This window comes from Nesterenkonia sp. AN1 (assembly GCF_000582475.1).
Taxonomy (GTDB): domain Bacteria; phylum Actinomycetota; class Actinomycetes; order Actinomycetales; family Micrococcaceae; genus Nesterenkonia; species Nesterenkonia aurantiaca.
This window is the reverse complement of the sequence record NZ_JEMO01000007.1, coordinates 18,519-34,456: the sequence shown is the minus strand read 5'-3', so window position 1 is coordinate 34,456 and position 15,938 is coordinate 18,519. Positions and strand designations below refer to the sequence as shown.

The following is a 15,938-nucleotide window of genomic DNA, read 5'->3' as shown; positions in this document are numbered from 1 at the left end:
GGGTCAGTCTATGGTCTGGCGACTCCGCGGGGCCACGAAGCGGACGGACCCCGGGGCGTGGGCCTTCTGCGGGGCGCGGTCCAGGATTCCGGCGGAGGCCAGCGCGTCTTCAAGGCGCTCGGCGGTGCTGACGATCGGGTACGCGCCAGCGGCTTCCAGCTCTCCGGCCGGGGCGTAGCCCCAGCGCACCCCGATGCAGCGCAGTCCGTGGTCAGCGGCGCCGTCCACGTCGAAGATCCGGTCACCGACCATCACCACCGTGGCGTCTGGGGCGGTCTCCGCGAGCGGACCGGCCGCGGGGTCCAGGCCGATCGCCTCCAGTGCGGCGCCCAGGATCGGGCCCTTTCCGGCGTGCGGGATCGACTCGTCCTCCGGGGAGCCGTGCACCGCGGCGAAGTGCTCGCGGATGCCCTGGATCTCCAGCAGCCGCTCAGCCAGTCCGGTGGGCTTGGAGGTCGCCACCGCGCAGACCACGCCGGCCGCGTTGAGCGTGCCCAGCAGCTTCTCGATCCCGGGGTAGACCTGGCTGGCCGCCATGCCCTCGGCCAGGTAGCGCTGTCGGTATTCCTCCACGATGGAGGGGATCAGCGCCTCGGTGACCCCGGGCAGACTGGCCAGCGAGGTGGCCAGCGGCGGGCCCACGAAGGAGTCCAGCACCTCCTGGTCCGGGATCTCGATGCCGTGGACGTTCAGTGCATGCACGATGCCCAGGGTGATCGCTCCCGCCGGATCCACCAGGGTGCCGTCGAGATCGAAGAGCACGGCCCGGGTATCGGGTGCTGCCACGGCACTCTCGGCGGGGCGGACGGCGGCGGATGCGGTGAGGGAGTCAGAGTTCACCGCGCCATTGTGACACGGGCCGATGCGGCGCCGGCGTCGTCGTGATGAACGCCACCCTTCGTTGAGGGGCGGAATCTGCGACTAGTTTGGCCCGAGAACCGCATGAGATGCCCGCAGAATCCGCCCCTCAACTTGTGTTGCTGAGTGGTCTATCGCGGGGTCCAGAGCGTCGAGGTCATCGTGGACTGGCGGAGCCGGGTGGCTTTCAGACCATCCACAAGAACCGCCTTGATCCGCTTCCTGAGATACCCGACCAGGGCCCTATGGATCCATGGGCGGAGTGAGACGGCACGCCGCTCTCGTAGAAGAAGAATCGCGGGTCAAGACGGAGTGCTCAACAACCGATTTGCGAGAATCTGGATTCATCGGAGAACAGGGCAAGTCGGTCTGGATGGTTGCCGTGGAGATGATGTTCGAGCATCTACAGTGAGACCGAGAACTGTAATTCCGACGTACGGGGTTGTTTCAACAATGAATGCTCAAGGATTCTCGGGCGCGCAGTGGACGTTGTCTACGACCGCCCAGGAGTGGCTGCTGAATTTGGTCCATGAAGCCATCTACGTGCGCGATCTAGACGGACGTATCCTCTTCTGGAACAGCGGTGCAGAGGACATGTATGGGTGGTCTAAGCAGGACGCCGAAGGAAAGGTGGCCTACGACCTGCTTCAGACACAGTTCCCTGTTCCGCTCGAACAAATCAACGCGGCCGTGTTTCGTGACGGCCGGTGGGAAAGTGAATTGAAGCAAGCCGCCAGAGACGGCAGCGAACTGGTCGTTCTTTGTCGATGGGTCCCCCTGCGGAATGAGACCGGTGAACCTGAAGCGATTATCGTCATCAACGATGACCTTACGTCGCAAAGACAGATTCAGAAAAAGCTTATAGAGAGTGAAACCCGACTTCAAGCCTTAGTCGATAATGCTCCCGTGGTGCTCTTTGCTATAGATGCCGATGGAATCTTAACGCTTTCAGAAGGGCAAGGACTTGCTGTCATAGGTGTCGCTTCAAAAGAGCTCGTGGGAGAGTCAATCTTTGATATCTATTCTGATAATGTTGAAATTATCACTGCTGTAAGAGGTGCGTTGGCAGGCGAGAGGGCGACTGTTGATATCCGGATTGATGCGGTGGTCTACTCTGTGACGTTCTCGCCCACTCGGGGTCACGACGGTCTGGTGACGGGAGTGATCGGCGTCGCTGTCGATGTGACGACCCGTGATCTGGTTTCCACTCAGCTGCGTTCTGCGAAGGAGGCTGCTGAGACGGCGAACAGGGCGAAGAGTCAGTTTCTGGCTAATATGTCACACGAGATTCGCACACCGATGAATGGCGTCATCGGCATGACTGAGTTGCTCCTGGAGACAGAGCTCTCTACTCAGCAGCGCGACTATGCGCAGACTCTGCAGAGTTCAGGTGAGGCGCTGTTGTCGGTGATCAACGACATCCTAGACTTCTCTAAGATCGAGGCCGGCAGGATGGAGCTTGATATCACCAACTTTGATCTGGGCGAGACCATTGAAGGAATTACCCAGCTCTTCGCCGCCCCTGCCCACAATAAGGGGCTTGACCTGAGTGGTTTTGTTGAACCAGGCACGCCGACGAAGTTGGCAGGTGATTCGTTCCGCATCCGACAGATATTGAGCAATATCGTCGGAAACGCCGTGAAATTCACCGATTCAGGTGAGGTTGTCATCAGCGCTTCCTGTGATCAAGAGGCCGGAGGCGCTGCTACAATCCGGTTCGAAGTCACCGATACAGGTATCGGTATCAGCAAAGACCAGGAAGATCGACTTTTTTCAGCGTTTTCCCAGGCCGAGGGATCCACGTCGAGACGCTTTGGTGGAACAGGTCTAGGGCTTTCGATCGCCAGTAGGTTGAGCGAACTGATGGGTGGCGAGATGGGTGTGATAAGCATTCCAGGGAGCGGAAGCACATTCACTTTCACCGCCCCTTTGATGAAACAGACACCTGACGTCAGGGATGCAGACCCGCACGACCATCCTCACAATATGCTGGGGACCCGGGTCCTAGTCGTGGATGACAGTCCGACGCACCGGAGCATTCTTGAGCATCAGCTCGCTAGCTGGGGGATGCACAGTGCCACCGCAGAAGACGGACCCCAGGCGCTTCAGATGCTTCGGGCGGCGGCCGAGACGCAAGAGCCCTATGACTTAGCGATCCTGGACATGCATATGCCGGGAATGGACGGCATCACGCTGGCGCGCGTCATCACGGCAGACCCAACGCACAAGGACACCCGACTTCTGCTGTTGACCTCGATAGGCGAGTGCCTAGGGGAGCAAGCCAGACAGGCAGGCATCGCGGCCTACCTGACCAAACCGGTCCGACAGTCCCAGCTCTTGGAATCGTTGACACAGGTCATGGCGGCTCCCGATGCCAGGGGGGAGACGACGAGTCCATTCTCTGAGAAGAGAGGTAGAAGGCACCCACCGCTGGAGGAGGACTCGGGAGAGCGAGTCGGCTACGCCGGTCGGATTCTGTTGGTTGAGGACAACATGATCAACCAGAAGGTCGCCAGCGCCATGTTGAGAAACTTGGGGTACACGGTAGAGACCGCAGCGAACGGACGCCTTGCGGTTGAAGCGGCGTCGCGGCAGACGTTCGATGCAGTGTTGATGGATATTCAGATGCCTGAGCTGGATGGCTACGGCGCCACCGCCCAGCTGCGCCGGATAGAAGCAGAGTCCGGAAAGGACCGATTGCCTGTCATAGCACTGACCGCCAACGCCTTGGCCGAGGACCGTGACCAGGCCCTGGCGGCTGGAATGGATGACCATCTGCCGAAACCGATTCATCAGAAACAGCTGCAGGTGACATTGTCGCGCTGGGTCGGATCACCAGCAGGTGGTGTGCCGGACCCCCAGGCAGCGCCAGAACGGACCTCGTGTCCCCTGGATCGGGAGACCTTGAAGGCGCTGCGCGCCTTAAATCAGGAAGGTGAGAACGAGGTATTCGTTGAGTTGGTGGGCATGTTCTTAGAAGATGCTCCCGCACAGATTGGCAGTATGAGAGCGGCCGTTGCGCAGAATGACCCCACTGCGTTGGGCCAGCTTGCGCACGCGCTCCAGGGGAGCAGCGGCAGCATGGGTGCCCTTCACCTGAGTAAACTTGCTAGTCAGGTGCAAGAATTGAGCAAAGCGCGGGATCGGCCGGGGCTGTCTCAGAAACTCAGCATGGTGGAGAGCGAATTCGAAGCCGTCAAGGAGTTCTTGGAGAAGGAAATCTCCAAGAGCGTCTAGTGTGCCGTGGGGGGAAACGTCAGCGCGCATGACCGTCGGGTATGCAGGCGAGGAGAAGAAGCTGCTGTGGACGAGGATTTCAGTTCTTTCCGACACGCGCACTGGACGAAACGTAGTCATCGTCTCGGGCGCAGTCTTCTCGAACCCTCGAGCGTGGACGTCGCCGACGATGTGTTGCGCTTGAAGCTGCCAGCGGAATCCACCGATGGAGCAGAGATACGCTCTGTCGAAGCTTTTGGCTTCGGAAGGTTTGAGGCACGCCTGCGAGTTCCACACGCCCCCTCCTCGATCACCGGATTCTTCCTCTACGAACCGCCGGATGAGGCTCAGGAGATCGATATCGAGATCTTCAACGACCGGACTGGCGGGGTGATGTTCACCTATTACTCAGCTGGTCAACAGGTCAGCAGGACCCGTGAGCTTCCCTTCGACCCGACAGCGGAGTTCCACACTTACAGTTTTGACTATGGGGCCGACGGGGTGGAGTTCTCCGTAGACGGTGAAGTCATGGAAAGTCTCCGCGGTACGATGCCTGCCGGACCACTTCGCCTGCATCTCAACGCATGGTTTCCCACGTGGCTCCAGGGCGAACGCAGTCCGCAGGATCACTTCGTGGCAGCGGACCACGTTCGAGTAACGCCTCGCTGAAGGGGGATCGTCACCTGAGGCGACAACCTCAGGTTCGTCCTCTCGAGCGCCAGAGCACCGTGCGAACACGCGCGGCGAGCTCATCGGGAGAGAACGGCTTGGAGATGTAGTCATCGAGTCCTGCTTCCAGCCCTTCGATGATGTCGTTCTCACTTTGTCGGGACGTGAGCATGATGATCGGCAGCTTCGCGAGATCCTCCATGGGACTGTTGCGCAGGCGACGTACCAGCTGGAGTCCATTGAGCCGTGGCATGAGCTTATCCACCACTAGAACGTCGGGTCTTGCACCCTCGTGCAGGGCATCGAGGGCTTCTTGTCCATCACCGAGCTCAGTCACCTGACAACCCAGACCGGAGAGCTTGGCGGTGATCATGCGTCGAATCACGCGCTCATCATCGACAACCATCATTTTGACACCGTCAAGTCCAGACATTGCTACCCCTCGCCCTAAAAATGCCAAAAGCTGTCGAACTATTGTTCGGGTACATTCTATCCATGGGATTCGGTATACCGGGGTGGATGCAGGTGATTATCACGCTACTGGTGCTGTTGATCCTGGGGATGGTGACGACCACAGTGAGCATCAAGTCATTACGCAGCATGGTCGAGCGGTGGCGGGGAGCGAATCAGGAGAAGCTCGAGCCGGTGTTGGAGAAGTCCCTCCAGGACGGCGAGGGTCCGGCACTGTTGCAACGAATAAGTCTGCGCAGACTCGATCGGGACCTCACCCCGCTACTGGTCGAACGCATCAGATATCTACATGGCTCTTCTCGGGAACAGATGCTTGATCTGATCCGTGAGCTGGGGCTGGTTGCAAGAAATCAGGCCGCCCTGCATTCGCGCAGCCGCTGGCGCCGAGCCCGGGCGGCCGAGCGGCTGGGCCATTTCGGCGACGCCCGACAGATCGAGGATCTCGGGGTTTTGGTCACTGATCAGGATGAGACAGTCCGCGCCGTCGCTGCGCGCGCTCTGGCGCAACTCGGGACACCTGAGGCGGTGGAGATCTTGGTGCGCACTCTTGATGATCCCTCAGAGTTGACGCGACTGCGCATCACGGAGAACTTGGATCGGCTTGGGACCCAAGCCGTTCCCCAGCTCATCGCGCATGTGAAGCGGAGACTTCTCCACGATGTCGACGTCGTGGACAAGGGATTCCTCGCCGTGGTCAGTGTTCTGGGGCGGATGCGGTCCTACCAGGCCCGCCCGGTGCTCCGGGAGACCATCGACGTCGCGCAGGGCGTGGAGGTCCGTGCTGAAGCCGTCTGGGCGCTGGGTCGCTGCGGAGGGCCTAATGATGTGCGGCTGCTGAGCACATGTTCCAGGGACGATCATTGGGAGGTCCGTCAACAGGCTGCCCACGCCCTGGGGTCAATCGGAGACACCTCTGGGGTTCCAGCCCTGGGAAGACTGCTGGCCGATGAAGTGTGGACAGTGCGTACCGCGGCAGGTGAAGCCCTCGCAAAGATGGGTCCCATCGGGGAGGACACGTTGGTCAAGTTCGCATGCTCTCGAGACGCGCACATTCGAGATCAGGCAGTGACGGCTCTAGAGGCCAGCGGCGCCACAGCCAGGTTGGTTCACGACTTGGCCCTTGCGGGCCAGCCGGGAGCGCGCGCCCGAACAGCGATATCGAGCATCGTCTGCGCTGGAGCCACACGACACCTCATCGACCTGTTTCCCGAGCTCGGCCATGACGAACGCGAAATTCTAAGACGTATCTTGGAAGGCCCTGCCACATTTGAAGATGAAGGCCGGGGACAAGAAGCAGGGGTTGAGGATGACGGCTGAAGGTTTCGTATTGGCCGTCAACTACGCCATACTGGGGTACTTTTTGCTGCTCAATGGCTTTTATCTGATGCTGTACGTCATTTCATTCCGGGTAGTCTCAGACTACGCGCGCCGGGAAGTGTTCTCGGGATTTTCAGAGCTCGCGGTCTCACAGCACGCTCCCGGAATCTCCTTGATCGTCCCGGCATATAACGAGGAAGCCACCATAGCGGCCAGTGTCCGTTCATTCCTCGCTCTGAACTACCCGAAGTTCGAGATCGTAGTCATCAACGACGGCTCCCGCGATCGCACTATCGAAATCCTGCGCAAGGAGTTCGAACTGAAAGCGTCAGACCAGTCAGTCCAGCCAGAGCTGCAGACGCAACCGATAAGGACCGTATACACCTCGGCGAGGGACAAGATTCTGGTCGTCGACAAGGACAACGGCGGAAAGGCCGACGCTCTCAACGCGGGAATCTGTGCCGCCCGCTACCCATTGATCTGCTGCATCGACGCTGACGTCATTCTCGAAGAAGATGCCCTCCTGCGTCTGGCTCGTCCCATGATCGAATCCAGTGATGTGGCTGCGGTGGGGGGCATCGTGCGCGTCGCGAATGGATGCACCGTGGAGATGGGACGGGTCATCGATGTGAAGACCTCTCGGCAGGCGCTGCCGAACTTTCAGATCGTGGAGTACCTGCGTGCCTTCCTCGCTGGCCGGACCGGGTGGAGCTCACTCAACGCCCTATTGATCATCTCCGGCGCTTTCGGCATGTTCCGGCGACACGACATCGTGGCAGCCGGCGGCTACGCGAGCGACACCGTGGGCGAGGACATGGAGCTCGTGACTCGGCTGCACAAGACTCTCCGGAGCGCCAAGTGTAAGGAACGGATAGTTTTTGTACCGGATCCCGTCGCCTGGACCGAGGTCCCCGTCTCCCTTCGAGTGCTGCGCCGGCAGCGGGATCGGTGGCACCGAGGTCTGCTTGACACGCTTCAGCGCCACCGCACGATGCTGTTCAATCCGCGCTACGGAACCGTAGGCATGCTGGGGATGCCGTACTTCTTGTTCTTCGAGGCACTAGGCCCAGTGATCGAACTCGTTGGATACATAGCATTCACGATCGGCTTGAGCCTGGGGATTCTCGACGTTGGTTTCGCTGTTGCCTTCTTCGTCGCAGCTGTCGGGCTCGGGATAATATTGTCCCTCGCCGCGGTGCTCCTGGAGGAGATGCGACTGCGTCGCTACCACCGGTGGTCAGATCTTGCCAGAATTACCGCTTACGCAGTGTTGGAGAATTTCGGATATCGGCAACTCAATACGTTCTGGCGGGCTTTCGCCATCATCACCTACCTGAGAAAAAATCAGACGTGGGGTGCTATGGAACGGCAGGGCTTCGACAATCCAACAGGATGACGACTGGAGGTCCACAGCGGTGCAGCGTTGAGCATCACCCGTTTGTGCCTCCTGGGGCGAATGAAACACAGGTTCCACGTCCTCGACACTCCCGCGGCACCCACCCCGCTCTCGCTTCGAACGTTTGTTCGAACCCGTCAGGGGTTCTACACTGAACGACGTGTCAGAACGAGCCGCCGAAACAGCCATCATCGAATCCGTCGACGACTATTACGCCGAGGGTGCGCGAGAGAAGTCCGCCGCCAACGGCACGATCGGCCGTGCCGAGGCCGACCGGATCGTGGTCCAGGGGGCGCGCGAGCACAACCTCAAGGACGTCACCGTCGAGCTGCCGCGCAACTCGTTCATCGTGTTCACCGGCCTCTCCGGCTCCGGCAAGTCCTCGCTCGCCTTCGACACGATCTTCGCCGAGGGCCAGCGCCGCTATGTCGAATCGCTCTCCGCCTACGCCCGCCAGTTCCTCGGCCGGGTGGACAAGCCCGACATCGACTTCATCGAGGGCCTGTCCCCGGCGGTCTCCATCGATCAGAAGTCCACCTCCAAGAACCCCCGCTCCACCGTGGGCACGGTCACCGAGATCCACGACTACCTGCGACTGCTCTGGGCCCGGATCGGGATCCCGCACTGCCCCACCTGCGGGGAGAAGATCGAACGCCAGACCCCGCAGCAGATCGTCGACCAGGTCCTGGGCTTCCCCGAGAAGACCCGGTTCCAGGTGCTGGCCCCGGTGGTCCGCGGCCGCAAGGGTGAGTTCAAGGACCTCTTCCGCGACCTCGCCTCCGAGGGCTTCTCCCGCGCCATCGTCGACGGGGAGATCATCCAGCTCAGCGAGCCGCCCACGCTGGAGAAGACCTATAAGCACCAGATCGAGGTGGTCATCGACCGCCTGGTGATCCGCGAGGGCATGCGCCAGCGGCTCACCGACTCGGTGGAGACCGCGCTGAAGCTCGCCGACGGGCGCCTGGTCATCGACCTGGTCGACCTCGACGAGGCCGGCGAACCCACCAACGATCGGGTCCCCGAAGGCCTGAACGGCCCCAAGCAGCGGCCCTTCTCCGAGAACCTGGCCTGCCCCAACGAGCACCCGCTCGCGCTGGACGAAATCGAGCCGCGCTCCTTCTCCTTCAACAACCCCTTCGGCGCCTGCGAGGTCTGCTCCGGCATCGGCTCCAGCCTCGAGGTGGACATCGACCTGGTCATCCCCGATGACACGCTCTCCCTCGAAGGCGGCGCCATCGCGCCCTGGGCGCTGGGCAAGGCGTCCAAGGATTACTGGCTCCGACTGATCACTGCGCTGTCCAAGGAGCTGGAGTTCTCGGTGCGCACCCCCTGGAAGGACCTGCCCAAGAAGGCGCAGAAGGCGCTGCTGCACGGGCGCAACCACAAGGTCGTGGTGCAGTACCGCAACCGCTTCGGTCGGGAACGCACCTACTCCACCGGGTTCGAAGGCGTGCTCTCCTACATCTCGCGCAAGCACCTCGAGGTGGAGTCCGACAACGCCCGGGACCGCTACGCGCAGTACATGCGCCAGGTCCCCTGCCCGGCCTGCAACGGCCAGCGGCTGAACCCGGCCGCGCTCGCGGTCACCGTGCAGGGCGCCTCCATCGCGGAGATCGCCCGGCTCCCGCTGGACAAGTGCGCCGAGTTCTTCTCCACCGTGGAGCTCTCCAGCCGCGACGCCGCCATCGCCGACCAGGTGCTCAAAGAGATCCTGGCCCGGCTGAACTTCCTGCTCGACGTCGGCCTGAGCTACCTGAACCTGGAACGCGCCGCCGGCACGCTCTCCGGCGGCGAGGCCCAGCGGATCCGGCTCGCCACCCAGATCGGCTCCGGCCTGGTCGGGGTGCTCTACGTGCTGGACGAGCCCTCCATCGGGCTGCACCAGCGCGACAACGCCCGGCTGATCCAGACCCTCACCCGGCTGCGCGACCTCGGCAACACCCTGATCGTGGTGGAGCACGACGAGGACACCATCGCTGAGGCCGACTGGATCGTGGACATCGGCCCCGGCGCCGGTGAGCGCGGCGGCGAGATCGTGCACTCCGGCTCCGTCCAGGGCCTGCGCGAGAACACCCACTCGATCACCGGCGACTACCTCTCCGGACGGCGCAGCATCCCGGTCCCGACCAACCGACGCCCGGTGGACAAGACCCGGATGCTCAAGGTCATCGAGGCTCAGGAGAACAACCTGGACAAGGTCTCGGTGGAGATCCCGCTGGGGATCTTCCTCTCGGTCACCGGGGTCTCCGGGTCGGGTAAGTCCACGCTGATCAACGAGATCCTCTACAAGTCCCTTGCGAACAAGCTCAATGGCGCCAAGCAGGTCCCCGGTCGGCACCGCCGGATCGACGGGATCGACGATCACCTGGACAAGGTGATCCATGTGGACCAGTCACCGATCGGGCGCACCCCGCGCTCCAACCCGGCCACCTACACCGGGGTCTTCGACCACGTACGCAAGCTCTTCGCCCAGGCCCCCGAGTCCAAGACCCGCGGCTACCAGCCGGGCAGGTTCTCCTTCAACATCAAGGGCGGCCGCTGCGAATCCTGCTCCGGCGACGGCACGCTGAAGATCGAGATGAACTTCCTGCCCGACGTCTACGTGCCCTGCGAGGTCTGCCACGGCGCCCGGTACAACCGCGAGACCCTCGAGGTGAAGTACAAGAACAAGAACATCGCCGAGGTCCTCGACATGCCGATCGAGGAGGCCGCGGAGTTCTTCGCCGCCTTCGCCCCGATCGCCCGGCACCTCAACACCCTGGTCGAGGTCGGCCTGGGCTATGTGCGGCTCGGCCAGTCGGCCACCACGCTCTCCGGCGGCGAGGCCCAGCGAGTGAAGCTCGCCTCCGAGCTGCAGCGCCGCTCCAACGGGCGCAGCGTGTATGTGCTGGACGAGCCCACCACCGGGCTGCACTTCGAAGACATCCGCAAGCTCCTGCAGGTGCTTCAGGGACTGGTGGAGAAGGGCAACAGCGTGATCACCATCGAGCACAACCTCGACGTGATCAAGTCCTCGGACTGGGTGATCGACCTCGGGCCCGAGGGCGGCAGCGGCGGCGGGCTCGTCGTCGCGCAGGGCACCCCGGAGAAGGTCGCCGCCACGGCGGAGAAGACCGGCTCCCACACGGGCGCATTCCTTGCCGCACTGCTAAAGTGAGTGGGCCAGTTCACAGACCGGCACCCACGTCATCACGCAGGACAACGACGCTGATCAGCGAGTAAGCGGAGGCACATCAGGTGAGCACCACCCCCGAGGCGCAGGGTTCCGAGCGGGTCGCCACCAATGATGCGGTCCGCAAGACCTTCGAGATCGCCGTGAAGCTCTCCTGCCGCCCGGTGATCACCGGTTTGGAGAACACCCCGGCCGAGGGCGGGTTCATCGTCGCGTCGAACCACCTGTCCTTCCTGGACTCCGTGCTGATCCAGGCGCTGTTCCCTCGCACCGTGAGCTTCTTCGCCAAGGCCGAGTACTTCAACCAGACCGGGGTGAAGGGCCGCGCCATGAAGCTGTTCTTCGAGTCCGTGGGCTCGGTCCCGGTGGAGCGGCAGCGCCAGTCCGCCTCGGTGGAGGCGCTCTTCGAGCTGGGCTCGATCGCCCAGGCCGGCCACGGCGTCGGAATCTACCCCGAGGGCACCCGCAGCCGCGACGGCCGGCTCTACCGCGGCAAGAACGGCGTCGGCTGGCTTGCGGTGGCCACCGGTCTGCCGATCGTCCCGGTCGGGCTGCGCGGCACCGAGGCGCTGCAGAAGCCGGACTCCCGGATGATCCGGCCCACCAAGTTCGAGATGCACGTGGGGGAGCCGCTGCAGTTCGAGCAGCTGGGCAAGAAGCACCCGCTGCCCGCCCGCCGGGCCGCCACCGAGCAGATCATGGACGCCATCGCCGCGCTCAGCGGCCAGGAACGGGTGGCCCGGTACAACGCGCCGCCCGCCGAGGCCGATGGCTGACCCCACCACCTACCGCCCGCGCACCGGAGAGATCCCCACCACCCCCGGGGTCTACCGCTTCATCGACCCGCATGGCCGTGTGGTCTATGTCGGCAAGGCCAAGAACCTGCGCGCCCGGCTGAACTCCTACTTCGCCCGGGTCGCCACGCTGCACACGAAGACCTACGCCATGGTCCACGCCGCCTCCAGCGTGGAATGGACCGTGGTCGGCTCCGAGCTCGAAGCGATCCAGCTCGAATACACCTGGATCAAGCAGCACACCCCGCGGTTCAACATCATGTACCGCGACGACAAGTCCTACCCCTACCTCGCGGTCACCATGAACGAGAAGTACCCGCGGGTCCAGGTGATGCGCGGGGACAAGAAGCCCGGGGTGAAGTACTTCGGCCCGTTCTACCCGGCCAAGGCGATCCGCGAGACCGTGGACACCATGCTGCGGGTCTTCCCGGTGCGCAGCTGCTCCGCCGGAGTGTTCAAGCGCGCCAAGGCCTCCGGCCGGCCCTGCCTGCTGGGCTATATCGGCAAATGCGCCGCGCCCTGCGTCGGGGAGATCAGCGAGGAGGACCACCGCAAGCTCGCCGAGGAGTTCTGCGAGGTCATGGCCGGACGCCCCGGCCCACAGGTGCGCCGGATCGAGAACGAGATGAAGGCCGCCGTGGCCGAGCTGCGCTATGAGGACGCCGGCCGGCACCGCGACGACCTCGAAGCCATCCGCCGGGTGTTCGAACGCAACTCCGTGGTGCTCTCCGAGGATACCGAGGCCGATATCTTCGCCTTCGCCGAGGATGAGCTCGAGGCCGCCGCCCAGGTCTTCCACGTCCGGCAGGGCCGGATCCGCGGCCAGCGCGGCTGGGTGGTGGAGAAGGTCGAGGACACCGACGCCGGCGCGATGGTCGAGCAGCTGCTGATGCAGGTCTACGGCTCCATGGCGGACACCGAACGGATCCCGCCCGAGGTGTTGGTCCCGGCGCTGCCGGACAACGCCGAGGAGATGACCGCCTGGCTGCGCCAGCTGCGCAGCGACTCCGGCGAGGGCCGGGCGCAGATCAGCCTGCGCGTGCCCCAGCGCGGGGACAAGGCCGCCCTGCTGGGCACCGTGCAGGAGAACGCCTCCCAGGCGCTGGCGCTGCACAAGGCCCGGCGCAACTCCGACATCACCACCCGCTCGGCGGCGCTGCGTGACCTGCAGGAGGCGCTCGGCGCGGCCGAGCCGCTGCTGCGCATCGAATGCTTCGACATCTCGCACACCTCCGGCACCAACGTGGTCGCCTCGATGGTGGTGCTCGAGGACGGGCTCGCCAAGAAGCGCGACTACCGGCGGTTCTCGGTCAAGGGCGACGCCGCCCGGGACGACACCTCGGCGATGTATGACGTGATCAGCCGCCGCTTCGCCCGGCACCTGAAGGACCAGGCCCGGTCCGAAGCCGCAGTGCCCGAGCTGGACGAGGGTGTGGCGGCTGAGGTTCCGGTAGACGCTGCAGAACTCGCGGCGGGGGAGACCAAGGACTCCACCGTGGTCGAGCGCGAGGCCGAACGCTTCGCCTACCCGCCCAGCCTGGTCGTGGTCGACGGCGGCCAGCCGCAGGTCAACGTGGCCCGGCAGGCGCTGGATGACCTCGGGATCACCGACCTGCCCGTCGTCGGACTGGCCAAGCGGCTCGAGGAGGTCTGGCTGCCCGGGGACGACTTCCCGCTGGTGCTCCCGCGCTCCTCGGAGGCGCTCTACATGCTGCAGCGGATCCGCGACGAGGCCCATCGCTTCGCCATCGCCTACCACCGCTCCAAGCGGTCCAAGGCGATGACCGCCTCGGCGCTCGATGAGGTGCCGGGCCTGGGGCCGGCCCGCCGCGCCGCCGTCGTCGCGCACTTCGGCTCGGTCGCGAACCTGAAGAAGGCCACCCTGGAGGAGATCATCGAGGTCCCCGGCCTGGGCCGCGACACCGCGACCAAGATCCTGGATCACCTGCGCGCCGAGGCCGCCGCGCCGGCGCCGGAACCGGCCGGCGCGGCGGCGAAAGACCCGGTCTGAACTCCGGTCTGAACCCCGGCCTGAACCAGAGCTTCACCCTTGTCATACCGGGCAGATAAGCTCTGAGACATGGATGTTGGTCTGACCCCGGTGAAGCCCCCCGAGAACGAACTGTTGATTGTCACCGGCATGTCCGGTGCAGGCCGCACCACGGCCGCCCACGCCCTGGAGGACCTGGGCTGGTACGTGGTCGAAGGCCTTCCGCCGGAGCTGATCACCACGATGATCGACATCATCTCCCGGCACCCCGGATCCATGGAGAAGCTCGCCGTGGTGATCGACGTGCGCACCCGCGCGCTGTTCTCCGACATGCTCGGGGCCCTCCAGCAGCTCAAGGCCACCGGGGTGACCTACCGGATGCTGTTCCTGGACTCCTCCGACGCGCTGCTGGTCCGCCGCTTCGAGCAGGGCCGCCGCCCGCACCCGCTGCAGGGCTCGGGCCGGATCCTCGACGGGATCACCGCCGAGCGCGATCTGCTCAAGGAGGTCAAGGCCGCTGCGGAGATCGTGCTCGACACCACCGACCTCAACGTCCACGGCCTGGCCAAGGAGATCACCGAGATCTTCAACGAGGACGGCCCGGTCCAGCTCCGGCTCAACGTGATGAGCTTCGGCTTCAAATACGGGGTCCCCGCCGATGCCAACTTCATCGCCGATATGCGTTTCATCCCCAACCCGCACTGGGTGCCCGAGCTGCGCCCCTACACCGGCCTGGACGCCCAGGTCAGCGAGTACGTGCTGGGCAATGAGGGCACCGGAGACTTCCTGGAGAACTACGTGGAATCGCTGCGCCCGGTGATCGAGGGCTACCGGCGCGAGAACAAGCACTACGCCAACATCTCGGTAGGCTGCACCGGCGGCAAGCACCGCTCCGTGGCGGTCTCCGAAGAGCTGGCCCGCCGGCTGGGCCAGCTGCCCAACGTCACGGTGAACACCATCCACCGTGATCTGGGACGTGAGTAGTCGTGACCCAGATCGGTCCGCCGCCCGCGGGCGGCTCCTCCCGCGGCTCCTCTCGCGGCTCGTTCCGGGTCTCCGCCCTGGGCGGGGGCCACGGGCTCTCCGTCACGCTCTCCGCTCTGCGGGTCATCGCCGCTGAGCACCTGACCGCCATCGTCACAGTGGCCGACGACGGCGGCTCCTCCGGGCGGCTGCGCGAAGACATGGACGTGCTGCCCCCCGGGGACCTGCGGATGGCGCTGGCCGCGCTGTGCGACGACACCGAATGGGGCCGTACCTGGGCCCAGGTGATGCAGCACCGGTTCCGCTCCCGCGAGGGGGTCACCGGCAGCTGGATGACCATGCGATGGGCAACCTGCTCATCGTCGCGCTCTGGGAGCTCATCGGCGACTCCGTGGAGGGTCTGCGCTGGGCCGGGACGCTGCTCGGCGCCCGCGGCCAGGTGCTGCCGATGTCCCGGCAGCCACTGACCATGTCCGGCGTCGTGGAACCCCTGCCGGGCCCGGACGGGTTCGAGCCGCCGGCCAACAGCGGCGGTCGGCTGTCCTCTCAGGTCGCTCTGGCCAAGGCCGGGAGCCTCGGGCGGCTGCGCGACGTCGCGCTGCACCCGGCCGAGGCTGCGGCCTGCGCCGAGGCGCTCACCGCCATCGAGCTCAGTGACTGGGTGGTGTTAGGTCCTGGCTCCTGGTACACCTCGGTGCTGCCGCATCTGCTGCTGCCGCAGCTCCGGGACGCGCTCTATGAGACCGAGGCCCGGCGGTGTATCGTGATGAACCTCACACCACACACCGACGAGACGGCGGGCATGAGTCCCGCCGAACACCTGCGAGTCCTTCATCACTACGCCCCAGGAATGCACGTTCACCGCATCATCGCGGATCCCACCTCAGTGCCGATCCAGGAGCGTGCGGAGTTCGCCCAGGCGGCCGAGCTGCTCGGCGCCGAGGTGCGCTATCACGACGTCGCCAAGGCGGGGCAGCCCGAGGTCCACGACCCGCTGCGGCTGGCCATCGCCTTCAGCGAGGTCTTCAGCGACTGAGCCGGAGCCCCCGGGGTATTGGGTACGATGACCGA

The 15,938-nt window shown here is 64.2% G+C and carries 10 protein-coding genes and 1 pseudogene; 9 read left to right on the top strand and 2 right to left on the bottom strand.

Annotated elements, in window-relative coordinates; all coding sequences use genetic code 11:
• Positions 1-3: 3 nt before the first annotated feature.
• Positions 4-840: an HAD hydrolase-like protein gene (locus BG28_RS05495; protein WP_051501041.1), complete on the bottom strand. Its 837-nt coding sequence runs from the start codon at positions 838-840 to the stop codon at positions 4-6.
• A 471-nt stretch (positions 841-1,311) separates the two neighbouring features.
• Between BG28_RS05495 and BG28_RS05490 the strand changes: the two genes are divergently transcribed.
• Both BG28_RS05490 and BG28_RS05485 read left to right on the top strand, forming a co-directional pair.
• On the top strand, positions 1,312-4,095 hold the full coding sequence (locus tag BG28_RS05490) for a PAS domain-containing hybrid sensor histidine kinase/response regulator (RefSeq protein ID WP_084479478.1): 2,784 nt from the start codon (positions 1,312-1,314) through the stop codon (positions 4,093-4,095).
• 66 nt (positions 4,096-4,161) lie between these two features.
• Positions 4,162-4,743 carry a glycoside hydrolase family 16 protein gene (locus tag BG28_RS05485; RefSeq protein ID WP_036474737.1) on the top strand — a complete coding sequence of 194 codons (582 nt, stop codon included), beginning with the start codon at positions 4,162-4,164 and terminating at the stop codon, positions 4,741-4,743.
• A 28-nt stretch (positions 4,744-4,771) separates the two neighbouring features.
• On the opposite strand, the gene BG28_RS05480 is transcribed toward BG28_RS05485, so the two are convergent.
• Entirely contained in the window at positions 4,772-5,176 is a 405-nt protein-coding gene (locus tag BG28_RS05480) for a response regulator transcription factor (RefSeq protein ID WP_200869302.1), read from the bottom strand.
• 86 nt (positions 5,177-5,262) lie between these two features.
• Here BG28_RS05480 and BG28_RS05475 point away from each other — a divergent pair, with 86 nt between their 5' ends.
• The 7 genes and pseudogenes from BG28_RS05475 to yvcK all read left to right on the top strand — a co-directional run bounded on the left by BG28_RS05475 (position 5,263) and on the right by yvcK (position 15,903).
• Positions 5,263-6,531, top strand: coding sequence for a HEAT repeat domain-containing protein (locus tag BG28_RS05475; RefSeq protein ID WP_036474734.1), 1,269 nt, complete (start codon positions 5,263-5,265; stop codon positions 6,529-6,531).
• Complete coding sequence (locus tag BG28_RS05470) at positions 6,488-7,927, top strand: glycosyltransferase (RefSeq protein ID WP_235180990.1); 1,440 nt, start codon at positions 6,488-6,490, stop codon at positions 7,925-7,927. The genes BG28_RS05475 and BG28_RS05470 overlap by 44 nt, the downstream gene beginning before the upstream one ends.
• Before the next feature lie 253 nt (positions 7,928-8,180).
• A complete protein-coding gene (gene uvrA / locus BG28_RS05465; protein ID WP_235180989.1) occupies positions 8,181-11,084 on the top strand; it encodes an excinuclease ABC subunit UvrA in 2,904 nt (967 codons plus the stop codon).
• A gap of 80 nt (positions 11,085-11,164) precedes the next feature.
• Entirely contained in the window at positions 11,165-11,875 is a 711-nt protein-coding gene (locus tag BG28_RS05460) for a 1-acyl-sn-glycerol-3-phosphate acyltransferase (protein ID WP_051501039.1), read from the top strand.
• The gene (uvrC, locus tag BG28_RS05455; RefSeq protein WP_036474732.1) at positions 11,868-13,904 is read left to right on the top strand and encodes an excinuclease ABC subunit UvrC; all 2,037 of its coding nucleotides are present in this window, start codon (positions 11,868-11,870) and stop codon (positions 13,902-13,904) included. Before BG28_RS05460 ends, uvrC begins: the two co-directional genes overlap by 8 nt.
• Before the next feature lie 69 nt (positions 13,905-13,973).
• Positions 13,974-14,867 (top strand): RNase adapter RapZ, encoded by an 894-nt coding sequence (rapZ, locus tag BG28_RS05450; RefSeq protein WP_036474730.1) that lies wholly within the window; start codon positions 13,974-13,976, stop codon positions 14,865-14,867.
• Positions 14,868-14,869: 2 nt separating this feature from the next.
• Positions 14,870-15,903: pseudogene (gene yvcK, locus BG28_RS05445) on the top strand (uridine diphosphate-N-acetylglucosamine-binding protein YvcK).
• Positions 15,904-15,938: the final 35 nt, after the last annotated feature.